At 64.8% G+C, this 19040-nt stretch carries 16 protein-coding genes; 3 read left to right on the top strand and 13 right to left on the bottom strand.

Translation table 11 applies throughout. The features are described from left to right. Positions 1 to 50: 50 nt before the first annotated feature. From GCN74_RS00210 to GCN74_RS00175, 8 genes are all read right to left on the bottom strand, one after another. Positions 51 to 1082 (bottom strand): succinylglutamate desuccinylase, encoded by a 1032-nt coding sequence (locus GCN74_RS00210; RefSeq protein ID WP_152254793.1) that lies wholly within the window; start codon positions 1080 to 1082, stop codon positions 51 to 53. Further along, complete coding sequence (locus GCN74_RS00205) at positions 1082 to 5809, bottom strand: NAD-glutamate dehydrogenase domain-containing protein (protein ID WP_152254792.1); 4728 nt, start codon at positions 5807 to 5809, stop codon at positions 1082 to 1084. Before GCN74_RS00205 ends, GCN74_RS00210 begins: the two co-directional genes overlap by 1 nt. Positions 5810 to 5959: 150 nt before the next feature. Beyond that, positions 5960 to 7300 carry an N-succinylarginine dihydrolase gene (gene astB, locus GCN74_RS00200; RefSeq protein WP_152254791.1) on the bottom strand — a complete coding sequence of 447 codons (1341 nt, stop codon included), beginning with the start codon at positions 7298 to 7300 and terminating at the stop codon, positions 5960 to 5962. Between the two features lie 18 nt (positions 7301 to 7318). Next, positions 7319 to 8815, bottom strand: a complete 1497-nt coding sequence (astD, locus tag GCN74_RS00195; protein ID WP_152254790.1) for a succinylglutamate-semialdehyde dehydrogenase — start codon at positions 8813 to 8815, stop codon at positions 7319 to 7321. Continuing rightward, a complete protein-coding gene (astA, locus tag GCN74_RS00190) occupies positions 8808 to 9860 on the bottom strand; it encodes an arginine N-succinyltransferase (protein ID WP_152254789.1) in 1053 nt (350 codons plus the stop codon). Before astA ends, astD begins: the two co-directional genes overlap by 8 nt. Positions 9861 to 9873: 13 nt before the next feature. Then, entirely contained in the window at positions 9874 to 10905 is a 1032-nt protein-coding gene (locus tag GCN74_RS00185) for an arginine N-succinyltransferase (RefSeq protein WP_152254788.1), read from the bottom strand. 94 nt (positions 10906 to 10999) lie between these two features. Continuing rightward, a complete protein-coding gene (gene astC / locus GCN74_RS00180) occupies positions 11000 to 12241 on the bottom strand; it encodes an acetylornithine/succinylornithine family transaminase (protein ID WP_152254787.1) in 1242 nt (413 codons plus the stop codon). A gap of 141 nt (positions 12242 to 12382) precedes the next feature. Further along, positions 12383 to 13327: a GlxA family transcriptional regulator gene (locus GCN74_RS00175; protein WP_152254786.1), complete on the bottom strand. Its 945-nt coding sequence runs from the start codon at positions 13325 to 13327 to the stop codon at positions 12383 to 12385. Between the two features lie 132 nt (positions 13328 to 13459). On the opposite strand from GCN74_RS00175, the gene GCN74_RS00170 reads away from it, so the two are divergent. The 3 genes from GCN74_RS00170 to GCN74_RS00160 all read left to right on the top strand — a co-directional run bounded on the left by GCN74_RS00170 (position 13460) and on the right by GCN74_RS00160 (position 15363). Then, complete coding sequence (locus GCN74_RS00170; protein ID WP_193316915.1) at positions 13460 to 13894, top strand: MarR family winged helix-turn-helix transcriptional regulator; 435 nt, start codon at positions 13460 to 13462, stop codon at positions 13892 to 13894. Between the two features lie 45 nt (positions 13895 to 13939). Then, a complete protein-coding gene (locus tag GCN74_RS00165) occupies positions 13940 to 14224 on the top strand; it encodes a hypothetical protein (protein WP_152254785.1) in 285 nt (94 codons plus the stop codon). 290 nt (positions 14225 to 14514) lie between these two features. After that, positions 14515 to 15363, top strand: a complete 849-nt coding sequence (locus GCN74_RS00160) for an HDOD domain-containing protein (protein WP_152254784.1) — start codon at positions 14515 to 14517, stop codon at positions 15361 to 15363. Here the strand turns inward: GCN74_RS00160 and GCN74_RS28615 are convergent. The 5 genes from GCN74_RS28615 to secF form a co-directional block, all read right to left on the bottom strand. After that, positions 15360 to 15524, bottom strand: coding sequence for a hypothetical protein (locus GCN74_RS28615; RefSeq protein ID WP_193316914.1), 165 nt, complete (start codon positions 15522 to 15524; stop codon positions 15360 to 15362). The genes GCN74_RS00160 and GCN74_RS28615 overlap by 4 nt on opposite strands. A 214-nt stretch (positions 15525 to 15738) precedes the next feature. Continuing rightward, a complete protein-coding gene (locus GCN74_RS00155) occupies positions 15739 to 16365 on the bottom strand; it encodes a glutathione S-transferase family protein (RefSeq protein WP_152254783.1) in 627 nt (208 codons plus the stop codon). Positions 16366 to 16463: 98 nt separating this feature from the next. Continuing rightward, entirely contained in the window at positions 16464 to 17165 is a 702-nt protein-coding gene (locus tag GCN74_RS00150; protein WP_193316913.1) for a helix-turn-helix transcriptional regulator, read from the bottom strand. Continuing rightward, the gene (locus GCN74_RS00145; RefSeq protein WP_152254782.1) at positions 17162 to 17911 is read right to left on the bottom strand and encodes a hypothetical protein; all 750 of its coding nucleotides are present in this window, start codon (positions 17909 to 17911) and stop codon (positions 17162 to 17164) included. Before GCN74_RS00145 ends, GCN74_RS00150 begins: the two co-directional genes overlap by 4 nt. 74 nt (positions 17912 to 17985) lie before the next feature. Continuing rightward, on the bottom strand, positions 17986 to 19008 hold the full coding sequence (secF, locus tag GCN74_RS00140) for a protein translocase subunit SecF (protein ID WP_152254781.1): 1023 nt from the start codon (positions 19006 to 19008) through the stop codon (positions 17986 to 17988). Between the last annotated feature and the right edge of the window lie 32 nt (positions 19009 to 19040).

Below are 19040 nucleotides of genomic sequence, written 5' to 3'. Positions count from 1 at the left end.
CCAGGCGGGTTTCCCCGGCTGGCGCCTGACGTACGAACACAATACAGCGATCAAGACACGCGCACCACCATCAAGCCGGCGCGCAAACCCACCCGCACGTCCGGGTTGGGGAACACCACCAGCTCTTCCGCGTGCTGCACCGTGTAGACGTGGTCGCCATCGCTGGCGATCACGGCGTGCTGCGGCAAGGACGTGAAATTCTGCGTGCTGCGGTCGAAGGCCATGCGGAATTCATCGCTGTGCTTGATGATTTCCTGCGCCACCTTGAATACGTGGGGCGCCTCCTTGACGGGTTGCGCAGGCTGGCCCCGCAACAGACCGTCCAGCGCCCGCGACACGTCGTCGAACAGGGACAAATCGTTCTGCCCCAGGGTGCCCACGCGGCCCAGCTCCACCGTGCTGGCGGCCGCGCCGAAGTGCTCGGCCGAATAATAGCTATACGTGCCGGCCGACTGCGGGTTCATGATGATGGCGCCGATGGCCGCCTGGCCCAGCCAGTCGACCAGCTGCGCCTTGGCCTCGTCGGCCACCAGGTCGGGCACGATGGCAAACGTGGGGTACACGGAAGGCCGGATGGCCGTGTGCAGATCCAGGTGCCAGCGCACGGGACCGGCCGCGCCGAAGAACGCTGCCGTGGCGGCGATCATTTCATCGGCGCGCGCGCTTTCCGCCGCCTGCGCCAGGCTTCCCCGCACGGGACGGAACATGCGATTGAGGTCGGCGTCGATGAAGCGCTTGCCGGCCCGGATCGCATCGACATTGCCCACGCAAACGAGCAAATCGACGGCCAGCTTCGACGCATCGCGCGACAGGGCGTCGAGCAAATGCGCGAGCACTTCGATCGGCCCCGTTTCGTCGCCATGCACGCCCACAGAGACGGCCACGCTGGCGCGGCCCGCACCGGCTTGCGGCTTGAGCACCTGCAGCATGCCGGGCGCCGGCAAGGCCACCGTGAAGCCGGCCTCCGAGAACAGCTGCGCCACGGCGCCGAAATCGGCCTGCGCCAGCGCCTGCACGGCCGGCGGCAAGCCGCCGGCGCCCTGCACTGCCTGTGTTACTGCTTGTGTTGCTGCTTGCGTCATTACACCGTCGCTTCCGCGGTAGGTTTCGCCGTGATCTTATTCACGGCCTCCGACAAGGTCCACACGTCCAGCATGGCTTGCTCCAGTTCCGTCGCCGCCGCATAGGCCGACAGGCCCAGCGCGCCCGTCACCGCATCGACGGCCTTGCCCGCGTTGCCTTGCTCGGCACGCGCCAGCACCTGCGTCAGCAGACGCTGTTGCGTGCGGCGCAGCGCCTGTTGCGCATAGTTGCGCAACTGTTCCTGCGACTTGCCTTGCGCGGCCAGCTTCAGGCCGCGTTCCAGCGTATCGATGCCCGCCTGGCTGCGCAGGGCCAGGCCCACTTGCAGGAAGGCCGCCAGGTCCATCGACGCAGGACGCGGCACGGACAGGGCCGGGAACAGGAAGCCGGAGACGACTTCCAGCGCATCGACCGCATCCCACGCCTGCACGAAGGCCGGCTTGAGGCCCGGCACCAGCGCTGCCTCGGACTTGATGCCGACGGCTTGCAGCAGTTCGCGCTTCGATTCCGCGCCAAACAGGCGCGTGAGTTCGGCCAGGCCCGCGCCGCGCAATTGCTCTGCCGGCACGGACAGCACGCCGGCGATCATCGTTTGCTGCAGCACGCGCGTTTGCGCATCGACCTTGATCGACACGGCACGCGGAATCGTCAGGGCATCCGCATCGAGCGCGTCGAACACGGGCGCCAGGTTCAGCGCCACCCAGGCCTGGCCCCAGGCCAGGATCACTGCCGACTCGTCCACGCCATGCTCGAACGCCAGGTTGCGTATCATCAGCGGACCGCAGCGGTTGATCACTTCATTGGCCAGCACGGTCGCCAGGATGGCGTTGGCCAGCGGGTGGTCGAGCGCCGAACGGGTTTCCACCAGCAGGGACGGGAAGTAGGGTTTCAGGACTGGCTCGGCCCACGTTTCGTCCGTCAGCGGCAGCGCGGACAGGATGCGCTTGAAGCGGTTCTTCACGTTGGCGATCACCACCGCCAGTTCCGGCGTGGTCAAGCCACGGCCGTCGGCCTTGCGGCGCGCCAGTTCGGCCACCGACGGCAATTGCTCCAGCTCGCGCGACAGGGCGCCCTCTTCTTCCAGGCTGGCGATCAGGGCGGCATAGCCATCCTGCACGGCGCTCTCGCCTTGCGCCTGCAACTCGCGCACCAGCAAGTGCGTCTGCTGGGTGTTGTCGCGCAGGACCAGGCGCTCGACGTCGTCCGTCATCGCATACAGCTCGCGGTTGCGGTCGGCTTCCGTCAGCTTGCCCGCATTGACTTCCACGTCCAGCCAGATTTTCACGTTCACTTCATGGTCCGAGCAATCCACGCCAGCCGAGTTGTCGATCGCATCGGTGAAGATGCGTCCGCCCGCCAGCGCGAACTCGATGCGGCCTGCCTGCGTCGCCCCCAGATTGCCGCCTTCGGCGACGACCTTCACGCGCAGCTCATTGCCGCTGACGCGGATATGGTCATTCGCGCGGTCCTTCACCTGGGCATGGGTCTCGCTGGAGGCCTTGATATAGGTGCCGATGCCGCCGTTGTAGAACAGGTCCACGGGCGACTTCAGGATGCGGTGCATCAGTTCTTCCGGCGGCAGCGAGGTCTCGGCGATATCGAGCGCGGCGCGGATCTGCGGCGACAGCTCGATCGTGCGGGCGGAGCGCGGATACACGCCGCCGCCTGCCGAGATCAGCTCCTTGTTGTAGTCGTCCCACGAGGAGCGCGGCAGGGCAAACAGGCGCGCGCGCTCGTCGAACGAGACAGCGACGTCCGGCGTCGGGTCGAGGAAGATATGGCGGTGGTCGAACGCGGCCACCAGTTTCAGCTGGCGCGACAGCAGTACGCCATTGCCGAACACGTCGCCCGACATGTCGCCCACGCCGACCATGGTGATCGGGGTGGTGTTCAGGTCGTGGTCCATTTCATAGAAATGGCGCTTCACGGCTTCGAACGCGCCCTTGGCGGTGATGCCCAGTTTCTTGTGGTCGTAGCCGTTCGAACCGCCCGAGGCGAACGCGTCGCCCAGCCAGAAACCGCGCTGCACGGCGATGCCGTTGGCGATGTCGGAGAAGGTGGCCGTGCCCTTGTCGGCCGCCACCACCAGGTAAGGATCGGCGTCGTCGAAGCATACGGTGTCGACGGGCGGGACGATATTGCCCAGCGAGCGGTTGTCCGTCACTTCCAGCAGGCTGGAAATGAACAGGCGGTACACGGCCTCGCCTTCGGCCGCAATGGTTTCACGCACGGCGTCCTTCGGCATCATCTTGCAGACAAAGCCGCCCTTCGCGCCGGCCGGCACGATGACGGCATTCTTCACCATCTGCGCCTTCACCAGGCCGAGCACTTCGGTGCGGTAGTCTTCCATGCGGTCGGACCAGCGCAAGCCGCCGCGGGCGACCGGGCCGCCGCGCAGGTGCACGCCTTCGAAGCGGCGCGAGAAGACGAAGATCTCGCGGTACGGGCGCGGTTCCGGCACCAGCGCCAGGCTGCTGGTGTCGAACTTGAAGATGATCTTGTCGCCGGCTTGATTATTCTGGAAATAGCTGGTGCGCAGGGTCGCGGCCATCAGGTCGGCCAGCGCGCCGAGGATTTCCTCGGTGTCCGCATGGTTCACGGACGGCAGGCCGGCCTTGATGGTGGCGATGGCTTCCAGGGCGGCCGCGTGCTGCGCGTCCGGCAGCGACGGATCGAAGCGCTGCAGGAAGGCGTCGACCAGGGCTTTCACGTGGGCCGGCTGCTTGCGCAGGCTTTCGGCGATGTAGCGCACCGAGAAGCGGCTGCCCGTCTGGCGCCAGTAGCTGGTGTAGGCGCGCACCAGCTGCACTTCGCGCGTCGACAGGCCGCCTTCGATGACCAGGCCGTTCAGGCGGCCATCTTCGGCTTCATCGTTGAACAGGGCGGCAAACAGCTCCTGCGCCACGGCGACGACGGATGGCTGCGCCAGTTTCGCCGCGCTGGCGGCATCGACCGTCAGGCTGGTGACGAAATAGCGCGTGCCGTCCAGCGGCGAAATCGAAAATGCCTGCTCGCGGTCGATCGCCACGCCCGCGTTATGCAGCGCCGGCAGGATGGCCGACAGCGGCGGCACCTTGTTGGCCGAGTACAGGCGGATGGTGGTGACGGCACCCGTCTCGATGCGCACGGCCACGTGCGATGGATCGGTGTTGCGCAAGATGGTGTCGAGGTCGCGGAAGGCGACGGCCGGCGCGGTGGCGGCCACGTAATCGAGCGGCAGGGTGGCGCAGAGTTTGCGCAGGCTGGTGCGCAGGGTCACGTCGGGCACGGCGTCGGCCACGGCGGCAAAGCCGTTATGCCAGCCATCGAGCACGCCCAAGAGCGGCTGTTCGATATCCGTTTCCAGGTCCAGCGGGTAGCGGGCGGCGTGGGCGATCAGGTAGACGCGCGCCAGGGGGCCGTCGGCCACCAGGGTCTGCGTGCTCACATGCGTGGCGCCGGAACTGGCTTGCAGCGCCTTGGCCAGGCTCGATGCGACGCTGGCGCTGTAGCGCTCGCGCGGCAGGTACACCAGCACGTTCAGGTGGCGCGCGTACACGTCGCGGCGCGCGAAGACCTTGGTGCGCGGCTGCTTGTACAGCGAGACGACGGCGCCGCACACTTGCGCCAGCCAGTCGAGGTCCGCTTCCAGCGCTTCGGTGCGCGGAAGGGATTCGAGGATCTCGCGGAATTTCTCGGCGCGGAAGCCTTGCTGGCGCACGCCGGCCAGGCTCAGTACCTTGGCCACGCGGCCGCGCGCAAAGGGCAGCGCCGCCAGCGGGGTGGAATTGCCGGCGCGGGTAAACAGGCCGACGAAGCAGTGTTCGCCCAGGATCGCGCCTTGCGCATCCGTGTCGCGCACGCCGATGAAATCGAGCTGCTGGTCGCGGTGCAGGGTGCCGGCCACGTCGGCCTTGACGATGGACAGCGCCGATTCGCGCTTGGCCAGGGTATCGAAATCGCCCGGAATATTCGCCAGGCAGGTGCCGTAGACGGGATGCGCCGTATCCTGCAGCACGCCCACGCGGCTCGGAATGTCGCGTTCCAGTTCGCGCACGCCCGGCTTGACGCGGTAATACGCGTAGCCGAACACTTCAAAGCCGCCGCTGCGGGCCCATTCCAGGAAGGCGGCCACTTCCGCGCCTTCTTCGCCATGCTGGGCGGCGGCCGTGGCGACGGCCGCCAGGCGCTCGCTCATGGCGGCGCTGTCGCGGCGCACGACGGCGGCGTCGCGCGCCACCATGTCGATGGCGGCGACCAGCGCGGCCAGCGCATCGGGCGCCAGTTCATCGTCGAGCAGCACCAGCACGTACGATTCGAGCGGGTCGCCAGGCTGGCGCACCGCTTCCACGCTGCCGTCGGCGGCGCGGCGCACGGGCAGCACGGTATTCATCACGCCGCGCACGGCCAGGTGCTGGCGGCGCATGGCCATGACGATGGAATCGACCAGGTAAGGCATGTCTTCGTTCAGGATCAGCAAGGCGCTCGCCATGCCGCCACGGCCATCCGCATAGCGCAGGGTGGCGATTTGGCAGCCGCTGCCGGTGCGCTTGGCCGCTTGCGTAAAACCGTCGACCAGCACGGGCGCCAGGCTGCCGGGCGCGATGTCGGCCAGGTCTTCGGCGTCAAGCGAGTCCAGCCATGCCTGCACCAGGTGCACGACAGGCGCTGCCGCCTTGTTCGCATTGCCAGCCGCGGTAATCAGCTCCAGCGTTTGTGTACGCAAATCTTGTGGCGTGTGATTCATCTTGCATCTCCATTACGGTAATGTGAATGTCCAACGCTGTCGTTCGGGCTTGTGGCTGGGCGGCAGCGGTGTCAAGAGACGGGGGTCGCCCGTCCAATTCTTTGCTACGGATAGTCTGTCTCGGATTTTTTCTGTGTGTTTTTCTATCGCCTACAAGTCGTACAATCCCGGTAAGTTGAGGATGATCGTCAATTCTTCAAGCGCCGCATGCACTTCCAGCGCCAGCTGCGGGTCGGCCAGGTCGCTCGGCTCCAGATGGTCGCGGTAGTGCTTCTCCACCCACTGCACCAGCCGATGGTACAGCGCTTCCGTCATGATCACGCCCTGGTGCATGGCGCGCGCCTCGGTTTCCGTCAAGGCCACGCGCAAGCGCAGGCAGGCGGGCCCGCCGCCGTTGCGCATGCTCTGGCGCAGGTCGAAATGAATCAGTTCATCGACCGGGCCGCCGCTGGCCACCAGGCCGTCCAGGTAGCGCGCCACGGCGCGGTTTTCCTGGCATTCCTGCGGAATCACCAGCGCCATCCTGCCGCCCTCTTTCGTCAGCAGCTGGCTGTTGAACAGGTAGCTGCTGACGGCGTCCGCGATCGGCACCTGGCCCGTGTCCACGCGCAGCGCCTGCAAATCGGCCCCGGTGGCGGCAACGGCGCGGCGCAACTGCGACAGGCTTGCCTCTTCATCGGCAAACGCCTGCTCGTGATAGAACAGCACATCGCCATTGCCGACGGCGATGACGTCGTTATGGAACACGCCCTGGTCGATCACGTCCGGATTCTGCTGCACGTACACGGTGCGCTTCGCATCCAGGCCATGCAGGCGCGCCACGGCTTGCGACGCTTCCAGGGTCTGGCGCGCCGGGTAGCGCTTCGGCGACGGCGCCGATGGATCGAACTCCACGCGACCATACACGAACAGCTCGACCGATGGCGCGCCGTGGTTCGCGCCCAGGCGCGTGTGGTTGGCCGCGCCCTCGTCGCCAAAGGCGGGCGTCGACGGCAGCGCGTCGTGCACGGCAAAGTGCCTGTCGTCGCTGAAAATGGCGCGCAGGCTGCGCGCCGACTGCGCGTGCTCGAAGGCGCGGTGCAGCTTGTTGTTCAGGTTGGCGGCCGTGAAATGCACGCGGCCATCGTGCGTGTCCGCCGACGGGCTGACCGTGGCGGCGTTCGCCGTCCACATGGGCGAGGCCGAATACGCGCAAGCGAGGATGACGGGCGACTCCTTGTAGGCGCGTGCCAGCACCTCGGCGTCCGTGCCCGTGAAACCGATGGAGCGCAGCAGGCGGAAATTGGGCCGGTCCTGCGGCGGCAGCAAGGCTTGCGCAAAGCCGCGCGCGGCCAGCGCACGCATCTTGGCCAGGCCCTGCAAGGCGGCCTGCTTCGGATTCGAAGCGCTTTTCACATTGCTGAACGAAGCCACGTTGCCAAACGAGAGCCCCGCATAGTTATGCGATGGGCCCACCAGGCCGTCAAAATTGTATTCGCGCGTGCTGTGCATGGGTATGTCCTTCAAAACTTAAAAATTCAGGCCGGGCGACAGCTTGGCCGGCATTTCCAGTGCGCTGTTCTCGATCGAGGCGACCGGATAGGCGCAGTAGTCGGCCGCGTAATAGGCGCTCGGACGGTGGTTGCCCGACTTGCCGATACCGCCGAACGGCGCCGTGCTGGCCGCGCCCGTGGTAGGACGGTTCCAGTTGATGATGCCGGCGCGCGCGCGCACCTGGAAGGTTTGCCACAGAGCCGGATCGTCGGACAGCAAGGCGGCGGCCAGGCCGAATTCGGTGGCGTTGGCCACCTTCAGGGCCGCATCGAAATCGGCCACGCGTATTACTTGCAGCAAGGGGCCGAACCATTCTTCGTCCGCAATGCCAACGGCAGCGGTGACGTCGACGATGCCGGCCGTCACAAAGCCTGCCTGCGGATTCAACTGGCGCATCTGCAGCAGGGTGGTGCCGCCCTTGGCCACCATGTCCGCCTGCGCCAGCACCAGGCGCGCCGCCACGGCGCTCGACACCACTGGACCCATGAAGGGCTGCGGCTGCGCGTCGGAAGCGCCGATGCCCAATTTCGCCGCCACTTCCACCAGGCGCGCGACAAACGCTGCGCCGGCTGCATTGTCCTGCACCACCAGGCGGCGCGCGCAGGTGCAGCGCTGGCCGGCCGAGACAAAGGCGGAAAAGATCGCGTGATGCACGGCCGCGTCCACATCTTTCACATCCCACACGACGAGGGCGTTGTTGCCGCCCATTTCCAGCGCCAGCATCTTGCCCGGCTGGCCGCCGAACTGGCGGTGCAGGCTGATGCCTGTCTGGCAGGAACCCGTAAACAGCACGCCGTCGAGGCGGGCATTGGCGCCCAGGGCCACGCCCGTGTCGCGCCCGCCGTTGACGAGGTTGACGACGCCGTCCGGCAAGCCCGCCTGCTGCCACAGCTGCACGGTTTTCACGGCCGTGCGGGGCGCATATTCGCTGGGCTTGAAGACGATGGTGTTACCGGCGATCAGGGCCGGCACGATGTGGCCGTTCGGCAGGTGGCCGGGGAAGTTATACGGGCCGAACACGCCGAACACGCCATGCGGGCGGTGGCGCAGCACGGCGTCGCCATCGGCGATCTTGCTTTGCGTGATGCCCGTGCGCGCGTGATACGACTGCACCGAGATATCGATCTTGTTGGCCATCGTGGCCACTTCCGTGCGCGATTCCCACAGCGGTTTGCCCACTTCTTCCGAGATCAGCAGCGCCAGCGCTTCGGCGTGCTCCTTCAGCAGCTCGCGGAAGCGCACGCAGATGGCGATGCGTTCTTCGACGGGCGTATCGGCCCACGCTTCGAACGCTGCGCGGGCGGCCTGGCAAGCCTGTTCCACTTCGTTTTCCGTCGCTTCCAGGCTGGCCCAGGTCTGCTTGCCGTTCGACGGATCGATGGTGACCAGTTCGCGGCCCGTGCCTGGCAGCCAGGCGCCGTTGATGAAGTTCGATGCTGCGGTAGATGAATGAAGGTCGGACGATTTAGACATGGGGATGCTTCCTCGGGTTGAGTGACAAGGTGCGCACGGTGTCGCCATTGCGGCTACGCAGCAAATGCAATTCATCGTCATCGAGCGCGATCTTGCCGCTGTGCGGATTGGCGCTGGTGACGATCATGCGGAAATCTTTCAGGTCGGTGTTCGACACCAGATACGGCTCGGCCTGGGCAAGGTCGCCGCAGGCTTCCGGTGCCGCCTCGGCGTCGAGCACGGCCGGCATGCTGTCGCGCATGGCGCGCAGCTCGGAGACGCGCGCCTGCAGCACGGGACCGGCGTCGAAAATGTCGACATAGCCTTCGAAGTGCAAGCCTTCCTGTTCCAGCAGGCGGCGCGCGGGCGCCGTGCTCAGATGCACCTTGCCGATGACTTCCTGCGCCTCGTCGGGCAGGTAGGCCACGTACATGGGTTGGCGCGGCATCAGTTCGGCGATGAAGGATTTTTTCCCCAGGCTCGTCAGGTCGTCGACGTGGTGGAAATCCATCTTGAAGAAGTGGCGGCCCAGGCCCTCGTAGAACGGCGAGCTGCCGTCCGGCGCCTGGTAGCCGCGCATTTCCGCGATCAGCTTTTCCGTGAACAGGTGCGGGAACTGGGCGATGAAGAGAAAACGGCTTTTCGACAGCAGCTTGCCGTTGTTGCCGCTGCGGTAATCGGGGTGCAAAAACAGCGAGCACAGTTCCGTGCTGCCCGTCAGGTCGTTCGACAGGTACAGCGTTTCCATGCGCGTAAACACATCGAGCTCGCGGCTCGAGTGCACGAGCGTGCCGATGCGGTAGTTATAGAACGGTTCGTCCAGGCCCACGGCGCCCTTGATGGCGCACACGCCGGCCAGGCGGCCCGTGTCGGTATCCTCCATGACGAACATGTAGTCGCGCTTTTCGGGCGGGATCGTTTCGGCGAACGAGGCGCAGGCGATGGCCAGGCGGTCGCCCAGCATTTTCATGTCCGGCTTGAGGGTGGTCATGCCGGTGCCGACCTGGCTGGCCAGGCCGTACAGGGCGTCCAGGTCAGAAACGTTGATGGCGCGTACTACTAGCATAATGTTCTCTCGGTTAGATGCGCACGCAGATGACGCTGTCGCCTTCGGCCACGGCCAGCGCCTCGATCAGCTCGGCCGGCAAGCCGATGGTGTCCTGCCCTTCGAGCGCATCGCAGGTGAAGGTGACGGCGCGGAAGTTGCGCTCCGCGCCCGAAGCGATCGCGTAATGCACTTTCAGGCCCGTGCGGCTGGGCGTGACGCCTGCGACGACACGGCGCGTGAGCGAGCCCGTAAACGAGCGCAGCGAATTCTTGTGCGCCTGCAGGATCGGGCCGCCATCGAAGATGTCGATGTAGTCGTCGGCTTCGAAGCCTTCTTCCGTCAGCAGGTTGAAGGCCAGTTCGCCGCTCGGGTGGATCTGGCCCATGGCCGCCTGCGCGTCGCCGGGCAAGAGCGGCACGTACACGGGGTAATGCGGCATCAGTTCGACGATCAGGGTGCGGTTGCGCGCGCCGCCGATGACTTTCTCGGCATCGAGGAAATCCATCTGGAAGAACTTGCGGCCCAGCGCGTCCCAGAACGGCGACTGGCCGTTGGCGTCCGTGATGCCGGCCAGCGGCACGAAGAAGCGGTCGCCGAAACGGTGCGGCGCCAGCACGGCGAACAGCAGCCGCGCGCGCGACAGCAAGGCCGCCTCCAGGCCCGCCTGTTCCATATTGCGCACATAGAAGCCGGACAGCTGCGAGTACGCCGTCAGCTCCGAACACAGGGTCAGCGCATGCACGCTGTGACTGATGTTCAGGTCGCGCGAGACTTGCTGGATGACGTCGTTGCGAAAGGAAAAATAGGTGCCGTTCGAGCCGGCCGAGGCGAAGATGGCGGCCGTACCGAAGATGCTCTTGTCGAGCAGGGATTCAAGCACGAAGAGATACGACTCTTCGCTGGGGATGTCGACATGGGCGGCAAACGAGGCGATGGAGCGCTCGACGGAGGCGGCGATTTTTTCGCGCGTCTTCGGCAGGGTATGGACACCCGGCATGGTTACCGCGGCCAGCGCTTCGAGGGCTGCGATATCCGCAATTTCTACCGGACGGACAACATACATGGATACTCCTTCAGTGCAGACAATGCCAGGGTAGAACCAAGCCGGCCCGCAGCAAAGCGGCGGGCCGGTGATCAAACAGGGAGCGAGGCTAGCCTCAGGCTTTCAGCATGCCGTCGATGGCCACGCGCAGCAAGCGGCCCGCTTCGGCAATCTGTTCGTCCGAGACGATCAGGGCCGGCGCCAGGCGCACCACGTCCATGCCGGCGATCAGCACCATCAAGCCTTGCGCTTCGGCCGCTTTCTGGATGTCCTTCGCGCGGCCCTTCCAGGCATCGCTGACTACCAGGCCCAGCAGCAAACCGCTGCCGCGCACGGCGGAGAACACTTGCGGGTAATCCGTGATCAGGCCTTGCAGCATGGCGATGGTATTGACGCTCGCTTCCTTGACGCGGGCCAGGAAGGCCGGCGTGTTGATCGTCTCCAGCACGGTCAGGGCCACGGTGGCGGCCAGCGGATTGCCGCCGTAGGTGGTGCCGTGCGTGCCGACGGCCAGGGTCTGCGCCAGTTCATTGGTGGTCAGCATGGCGCCGATCGGGTAGCCGTTGCCCAGCGCCTTGGCGGCCGTCAGGATGTCCGGCGTGACGCCGTAGCCCATGTAGGCGAACAACGCGCCAGTGCGGCCCATGCCGCACTGGACTTCGTCGAAAATCAACAGGGCGCCCGTCTTGTCGCACAGGGCGCGCAGTTCCTTGAGGAACTCCGGATTGCCGGGCACCACGCCGCCTTCGCCTTGTACCGGCTCGACGATCACGGCGCACACGTCATCGCCGATGGCGGCGCGCGCCGCTTCGATATCGTTGTAGGCGATGTGGTCGATCGAAGGCGGCAGCGGCTCGAAGCCTTCCGTGTACTTGGCCTGACCGCCGACGGACACCGTAAACAGGGTGCGGCCGTGGAAAGAGCTGAAGCACGAGATGATGCGCGACTTGTGCGCGCCGAACTTGGCGTGCGCATACTTGCGCGCCAGTTTCAGGGCCGCTTCGTTGGCTTCCGCGCCCGAGTTGCAGAAGAAGGCGCGGTCGGCGAAGGTCGCTTCCGTCAGGGCCAGCGCCAGGCGCAGCACCGGCTCGTTGGTGTAGCCGTTGCCCAAATGCCACAAATTATTGATTTGCTTGGTCAGCACGTCGACCAGGGCCGGATGGCAGTGGCCCAGGCTGTTGACGGCGATGCCGGAGGTGAAATCGAGGTAATGCTTGCCTGCCTGGTCCCACAGATCCAGTCCGGAACCGCGCACGGGCACCATGGCTGCAGGGGCGTAGGTAGGAACGAGGACCTGGTCAAAGGTTTCCCGGGTGACTGGACGAGCCGTTACGGTCGAATCAAGCTTGGCATTCATAGCATTTCCCCATCAATATGTTAGGTACTCCGCAGCTACGACAGCTACGTGTGTACTGCATTATAAAAAGCGGGATGCTAAAACTCTTTTGAATCTGCGACAAGGATTTTCACAATTCATCACAGCTGCCTTGACGCGGGGCTAGGCCGGCGGCATCAGCTTGCGCTGCCGCTCTTCGCGGGGGGTATTGCCAAATAAAGTGCCAAACGCCGTGGAAAAGTGCGAACCGGAGGAAAAGCCGCACATGAGGCCTACTTGCACGATGGAATAATGTGTATCGAGCAATAGTTGCCGCGAGCGCTGCAGGCGCAGCTCCAGGTAGTAGCGCGACGGCAAGCTGCCCAGGTATTGCTTGAACAGCCGCTCCAGCTGGCGCCGCGACAGGCCCACCAGGCTGGCGATGTCATCGGTCGACAGCGGTTCTTCGATATTGGCTTCCATCAAGGTCACCGCTTCCGACAATTTCGGCTGCAGCACGCCGAAACGCGCCTGCAGGGCCACGCGCTGGCGCTCTTCCTTGCCGCGCACCTTGTCCACGCACAGCGCTTCCTTGACGAGCGCCTGCACGTCGGCGCCAAACACGGTCTCGATCAGGGTCAGCGAAAAGTCGATGCTGGCCGCGCCGCCGCAGCAGGTGATGTGGGGGCCGTCGATGTCGAACAGGTGCGGCGTCAGAATGGCCCGCTCGGCCTTGGCCTCCGCATCCGCGTACAGGGCCCAGGGCAAGGCGATGCGCACGCCATCCATCACGCCCGCGTCGGCCAGCCACAGCACGGCCGCGCCCACGCCGCCCCAGAACGGCGCCGAACGGCAGCGCTCGATCACAGCCCGGCACAGCTCGGCGCGCAGCGGCGCCTCCGTTTCATCGGCCACCAGCAGCGCGATATGCCAGTTGCCGCCCTGCTGGGCCACTTGCTCGGGCGTACGCACCTCCAGTTGCAGGGCTTCCGGCCCCAGCGCCCGCGCGCACAGGCGCAGCGGCTGCACCAGGCCCGCCCAGGTAATCGACTCGGCATCGCCGGCATGGACCAGCAGCAAACGCAACGGTTTATCGAGGCCGATACGGGAGAGATTTGCAAAAGACATCGGCGGGGCAGGATACGGACAAGGGCTGAGTTGCACACATGATACCGGAGTTCCGCCCCATCGAAGCCCTGTTGCAACCGCGCCTCCCGACGCGGCGGAAAAAAGCGGAACGGAAGGATATAATCACGCTCTATGGGTGAACGATATTTAAAAAGTATCCGGCTGCTGGCCGAATGCATGCAGGGCTTCGAGCGGTTTTCTAGCGACTTCGTGCGCCAGTACGGCTTGACGCATGCGCAATTCGACATCATTGCCACGCTCGGCAACACCTGCGGCATGTCCTACAAGGAACTGGGCCAGAAAACCCTGATTACCAAGGGCACCTTGACGGGCGTGGTGGACCGCCTCGAACAAAAGGGGCTGGTGATACGCGAACGTTGCATGAAAGACAAGCGCTCCTATTTTGTGCGCTTGAGCTGCGAGGGCGAGCAGGTGTTCCATGACGTGTTCCCCAAGCTGACAAAGCAGGGCCAGCGCTTGTTTGACGGCTATACGGAAGACGATTTCATGCGCCTGGAAACCACCCTGGCAGGCTTGAAACACGCCATCGCCAACGGCCACAGCTGACCATTCATCAAGCACAGACATTCAAACAAGACAAAGGAAACCAAGTTGAAAACCACACTGCTCGAAGGCAAAAAGCCCGCTCATTTCGATAAAAGCATCATCGGCAACCTGCTGCTCAACGCCAGCACGCCGGAACTGGTCCGCCAGGAAAAACTGATCATCGGCGTGCGCAACGAAGACGGTGAAATCTACCGCCTGATCGGCGCCACCAAGCACAACAGCTTCATGAACGCCGTCGAAGAATTGTTCGACCTGGGCCTGACCGATGAACTGGAAGACAGCGACGAACTGGTCGAGGGCTGCGACGCCATCTTCAGCGAATCTCTGTAGTAGCACTTGACAGTACCTGCTGCGCGGCGCGCTTTGCGGCCGGCGATGCTCACCGGCTCGGCGCCCCCGTACTGAAGTACGGTTGCGCTTCTCGGCCACAAATCCCATCCGCTCGCGATGGTCCTGTCCAGCGCTGTGACGAACGCTGTCGTTAAAAAAAAGGCATATCTACAATAGGTAGGCATGCCTTTTCCCGTTTACGGGGCTTTGCTTGCCTTTTGCTCGGCTGTTTGCGAAAAGATCACGGTTAAAAAGTTCCGTACGGAAATATTGCGAGTATAATTTTTTCAATGAACAGACTCGACGCCTTTAAAAGCATCGCCGCACAAGCCGCTCGTGGCGAGCTGACCTTTCCTGCCAATGTGGACGCTTCGCTCAAGCTGCAAGAGGCGCTGGCGGACCCCGACTGCCATATCGAGGCCGCTGCCAAGCTGGTGCAGGCCGACCCGCTGCTGGCCGCGCGCACGGTGGCCATCGCCAATTCGGTGGCGTTCAACCGTTCCGGCAACGAAATCACCAGCGTGCGCAATGCCGTGCAACGACTCGGCGTGCGTACCCTGCAATCGGTGGTGGCATCGCTGATCGTGCGCCAGCTGGGCAGCACCATCACCGATCCCGCGCTGCAAGCAAAGGCCAACCAGCTGTGGGAACACACGGCCCACGTGGCGGCCCTGTCGCAGGTACTGGCCCGCCGCGTCACCAAGGTGGACCCCGATACGGCCCTGTTTGCCGGCATCATGCATGAAGTGGGCGGCTTTTATCTGCTGTCGCGCGCGGCCGAATTTCCCGGCCTCCTGGACGGCGAACCGCAGGACTGGGTCGAACATGGCGAACAGGCGATCGGCCATGGCGTGCTGACCAAACTGAAGGTGCCGGAAGCCGTGATGGGCGCCATCGATGCGCTGTGGGAAGGCCTGCGTGCCATCCCGCCCGAATCGCTGGGCGACACCCTGCTGCTGGCAAACGACCTGGCGCCCGTCTCGTCGCCCCTCAACGAAAGCCCGGCCGCCATCGCCGTGCGGGCCGCGCGCGCCGCACGCAGCATCGATTGCCTGATCGGCGACGATGCGACCTTGTCGAGCATCATGGAAGAATCGGACGATGAAGTGCAGTCGCTGCTGAAAGTGCTCGTGCACTAGCCTGCCGGCTTCCTGGCCACTGGCGGCGGCGTCGCCGGCCTGGCCGTCTCGACGACCAGCACATGCTTGTCCATGGCCTGCGTGCCCTGCTGTTGCTGGGCGACTTGCGTGGCGACCGCCCTGGTGCTCAACAGGGGCTGCGGATGGCGTGGCATGAACATGGCGTACCTGCTGGCAGTGGGATAGGCCCCATATGTGCAGCAGGTGTCAAATTATCAAGCCTTAAATTATCCCCCCTTCAAACGCAAACGCCGGACAAAAAAAACCCGCTCGAAAGCGGGTAAAGTCCAAAGCTAGGGATGTCCTGAAAGAGACAGCCCTATCTTATGCGCTGCGCCACACCGGCTCCGTGCGCTGGCACACTTAGCGCGCACATTATTGCGGCAACAGCTCCACTTCCGTTTCCTGCCAGGCCCGCAGCTGCCGCACGCGGGCAAACCACGCGTGGATGTGCTGGTACTGCGCCAGCGGCAGCCGCACCGCTTCGCTGTACATCAGCGGCGCGGCCACGGCGAAATCGGCCAGGGTCACGTCTTCGCCGCTGAGCCAGCTACGCCCCGCCAGATGCGCGTCCAGCACCACGGCGCAGGCGTGCAGCTCGTGCTCGCCGCGCGCCTCTTCCAGCGGATCGGCCGGACCATGGCCCGTCATGCCTTTCCATGCGCGTTCCCAGGCCAGCACGCTGATGGCGGGCGCGAAGTGCTGCGCCGCCCAGAACAGCCAGCGGTTGACGTCGGCGCGGGCCTGCGGCGCCGAAGGATAGACGGTCTGGCCCGGCACCTGCTCGGCCAGGTATTGCATGATGGCGCACGATTCCCACAGCAGGAAAGCGCCATCGGCCAGCACGGGCACCTTGCCGTTCGGATTCAGTTCGCCCAGGCGGCGGCGGTCATCCGCATTCATCAGGTCGACTTCGGCCAGTTCCAGAGGCAAGCCCAGGTGGATCGCCGTCATCAGGGCACGGCGGGCATTCGAGGACATGGGGTGGTGGTACAGACGCATGATGGAGTACTCCGGTGAGTGAAGAAGCCACCATCGTAGAACCAGTCACTGACAGTTTTTGTCAGGAGCATCCCGCCAGCGGCCAGCGCTCCGGATCGCTAGCTTTCCGGATCAATGTCATGCGCCTTGCGCCAGGTGTCGAGCAAGGCATGGCGGCGCGTGGGATAGCGTTCCTCGTGCCGCTGCACGCTGGCGATGCGGTCGATGCGGAAGTGCCGGTAATCGCCGCGCAACTCGCACCAGGCGGCCAGCAGGCGCTTGCCCTCGAAAAAGGCCAGGGCAAACGGCCAGACGGTGCGCGAAGTGGCGCTGCCGTGTTCATCCTGATAGCCCAGGGTGAGCTTCTGTTCGTAGCGGATCGCCTCGCGCACGGGCTGCACGTAGCGGTCGGCCGGCTGCCTGCCATCGGCGGGACGGCCCAGCGGTACCCACAGGCTGGTGTCGGCCATACTGTCGCGCAGGTCGCGCGGCGAGGCGGCCGCGATCTTCGCCAGCGCATTGCTGGCCGCCTGCGCCAGGCCCGCATCGCCCTGCCGGCGCACCCAGCGCGCGCCCAGCACCAGCGCCTCCAGTTCATCGGGACCGAACATCAGCGGCGGCAAGAAGGCGCCACGGCGCAGCACATAGCCGATGCCGGCTTCGCCCTGCAGGGGCGCCCCCAGTTCGGCCAGGGTCTGGATATCGCGGTAAATCGTGCGCTCGGATACGCCCAGCTGCTGCGCCAACTGGGCCGCCGTGACGGGCACGCGCCTGGCGCGCATGGCGTCCATCAGCAGGAACAGGCGTCCGCTGCGGCTCATGGACAGTCCTGCAATGCCTGGTCGCCCATGACCAGGGCAGACAAGGCCGGCACGTACAGATAGCCGTCGGGCCCCAGACGCGCCGCGCGCGTGCCTTCTTGCACGCCGGCGATGCCGTAGCAGCGCTGCAGGCGGGCCGCGGCCGGCCACCAGTAGACGGCGGCATCCTGGTCGGGAAAGCGCCGGCGCACGCCGTCGGCCTGCGCCGCCACCTGCCGGAAGTCGCGGTAGAAGGCGGACGCGATGCCCAGCTCCGCGGCAAAGGCCGCTTCCTGCGCCGCCGTCGCGGCCAGTTGCGCCGCCAGCGCCGCCGTTTCACGCTCGAGCTCATCGGCCGGCACGCCCGCCTCCACCAGGCTGCGGCGCATCTGCTGCGGGCCTGCCTGCGCGCGCAGGAAGGCCGTGTCCTGCAGCGCCAGCACGGCGCCGGCAGGGATATGCTTGCGGCGCGCGGCAGGGAAGAGATACAGCGCGCAGCTGCCCGCACACACGGTATCGACGGACAGGTCCCACTGCCGCTGGCGCAGGTAGCGCCCCAGCAGCATGGCCGCCTGCGGATCGCCACCGCCGCTATTCACGCGCAACACAGTGGTCTCCGACGTGGCCAGTTGCCGCACCTTCTCCACATCGCCGTCAGCGATGGCACCGCGCAGGACGATGGCGTCGCCGGCCGCCCGGCTGACATCCGCCGCGCCGGCCAGCGCGGTCACGCCCATCATCGCCGCCATCCATACAAAACGCTTCATCGTCATCCGTCACAAAAAAAAACGACCACCGCGAGGGGTGATCGTTCTTGGGTTCGCTGTGCAAAAACCTGCGTTTACACCACGGCGCCGTCGGTTTCGTCTTTTTCCTTGATCGGCTTGATCAAGTCTTCGCGCTTGACGCCCAGCCACATGGCGATCGAGGCCGCGACGAACACGGACGAGTAAATACCGAAGCAGATACCGATGGTCAGCGCCAGCGCGAAATGGTGCAGGGTCTGGCCGCCGAAGACCAGCATCGACAGCACCATCATCTGGGTGGAACCGTGGGTGATGATGGTACGCGAAATGGTGCTGGTGATCGCGTTGTCGATCACTTCATGCACGGACGCCTTGCGCTGCTTGCGGAAGTTTTCACGGATACGGTCAAAGATCACCACCGATTCGTTGACCGAGTAGCCCAGCACCGCCAGAATGGCCGCCAGCACCGTCAGCGAGAACTCCCATTCGAAGAAGGCGAAGAAGCCCAGGATGATCACCACGTCATGCAAGTTGGCGATAATCGCCGAGACAGCGTATTTCCACTCGAAGCGGATCGCCAGGTAGATCATCACGCCCAGAATCACCATCACCAGCGCGTTCAAGCCGTTCTGCGTCAATTCGTCGCCCACTTGCGGGCCGACGAATTCGACTTTCTGCAGCACCAGCGCTTCGTTGCCGGCAGCGTCCACGCAGGCGGTCTTGATGACGTGCTCGCCCTTCTCGGTAACGGTATCGATGCCCTTGGTCGTGCCTTGCTCGACCTTGCACAGCGTTTCAAACACGCGCTGCGAAGTGTTCGCGGCAGTCACGCCCTTTTCCACCGGCAGACGGATCATCACGTCGCGCGCCGTATCGAAGCTGGTCACGCCCGGCTCTTCGTAGCCCATCTTGATCAGGGTGCCGCGTATGCCTTCGAGATTGGCCGCTTTCGGGTACTTCACCTCCAGCACGGTGCCGCCCTTGAATTCCACGGACAGGTGCAAGCCCTTGTGGAACAGGAAGAAGACGGCGGCAATGAAGGTCACGGCCGAAATGACGTTGAAAATCAACGCATGGCGCATGAAGGGAATATCTTTTTTGATCCGGAAAAATTCCATGAAATCCTCTGAGTTCTATTCTGTGCGTCCGG

This window comes from Janthinobacterium sp. FT14W (assembly GCF_009208755.1).
GTDB classification, from domain to species: Bacteria; Pseudomonadota; Gammaproteobacteria; order Burkholderiales; family Burkholderiaceae_D; genus Janthinobacterium; species Janthinobacterium violaceinigrum.
Note: the sequence above shows the minus strand (reverse complement) of the source record. Positions and strands in the feature narration are given on the sequence as shown.

Excerpts from the sequence above, each read along its gene's own strand:
- GCN74_RS00175 (WP_152254786.1), bottom strand. The coding sequence starts at position 13,327 with ATGTCTTTTGCAAATCTCTCCCGTATCGGCCTCGATAAACCGTTGCGT.
- astB (WP_152254791.1), bottom strand. The coding sequence starts at position 7,300 with ATGCACAGCACGCGCGAATACAATTTTGACGGCCTGGTGGGCCCATCG.
- GCN74_RS00155 (WP_152254783.1), bottom strand. The coding sequence starts at position 16,365 with ATGCGTCTGTACCACCACCCCATGTCCTCGAATGCCCGCCGTGCCCTG.
- astA (WP_152254789.1), bottom strand. The coding sequence starts at position 9,860 with ATGCTAGTAGTACGCGCCATCAACGTTTCTGACCTGGACGCCCTGTAC.
- secF (WP_152254781.1), bottom strand. The coding sequence starts at position 19,008 with ATGGAATTTTTCCGGATCAAAAAAGATATTCCCTTCATGCGCCATGCG.
- GCN74_RS00170 (WP_193316915.1), top strand. The coding sequence starts at position 13,460 with ATGGGTGAACGATATTTAAAAAGTATCCGGCTGCTGGCCGAATGCATG.
- astD (WP_152254790.1), bottom strand. The coding sequence starts at position 8,815 with ATGTCTAAATCGTCCGACCTTCATTCATCTACCGCAGCATCGAACTTC.
- GCN74_RS00160 (WP_152254784.1), top strand. The coding sequence starts at position 14,515 with ATGAACAGACTCGACGCCTTTAAAAGCATCGCCGCACAAGCCGCTCGT.
- GCN74_RS00185 (WP_152254788.1), bottom strand. The coding sequence starts at position 10,905 with ATGTATGTTGTCCGTCCGGTAGAAATTGCGGATATCGCAGCCCTCGAA.
- GCN74_RS28615 (WP_193316914.1), bottom strand. The coding sequence starts at position 15,524 with ATGTTCATGCCACGCCATCCGCAGCCCCTGTTGAGCACCAGGGCGGTC.
- GCN74_RS00145 (WP_152254782.1), bottom strand. The coding sequence starts at position 17,911 with ATGAAGCGTTTTGTATGGATGGCGGCGATGATGGGCGTGACCGCGCTG.
- GCN74_RS00210 (WP_152254793.1), bottom strand. The coding sequence starts at position 1,082 with ATGACGCAAGCAGCAACACAAGCAGTAACACAGGCAGTGCAGGGCGCC.
- GCN74_RS00150 (WP_193316913.1), bottom strand. The coding sequence starts at position 17,165 with ATGAGCCGCAGCGGACGCCTGTTCCTGCTGATGGACGCCATGCGCGCC.
- astC (WP_152254787.1), bottom strand. The coding sequence starts at position 12,241 with ATGAATGCCAAGCTTGATTCGACCGTAACGGCTCGTCCAGTCACCCGG.
- GCN74_RS00205 (WP_152254792.1), bottom strand. The coding sequence starts at position 5,809 with ATGAATCACACGCCACAAGATTTGCGTACACAAACGCTGGAGCTGATT.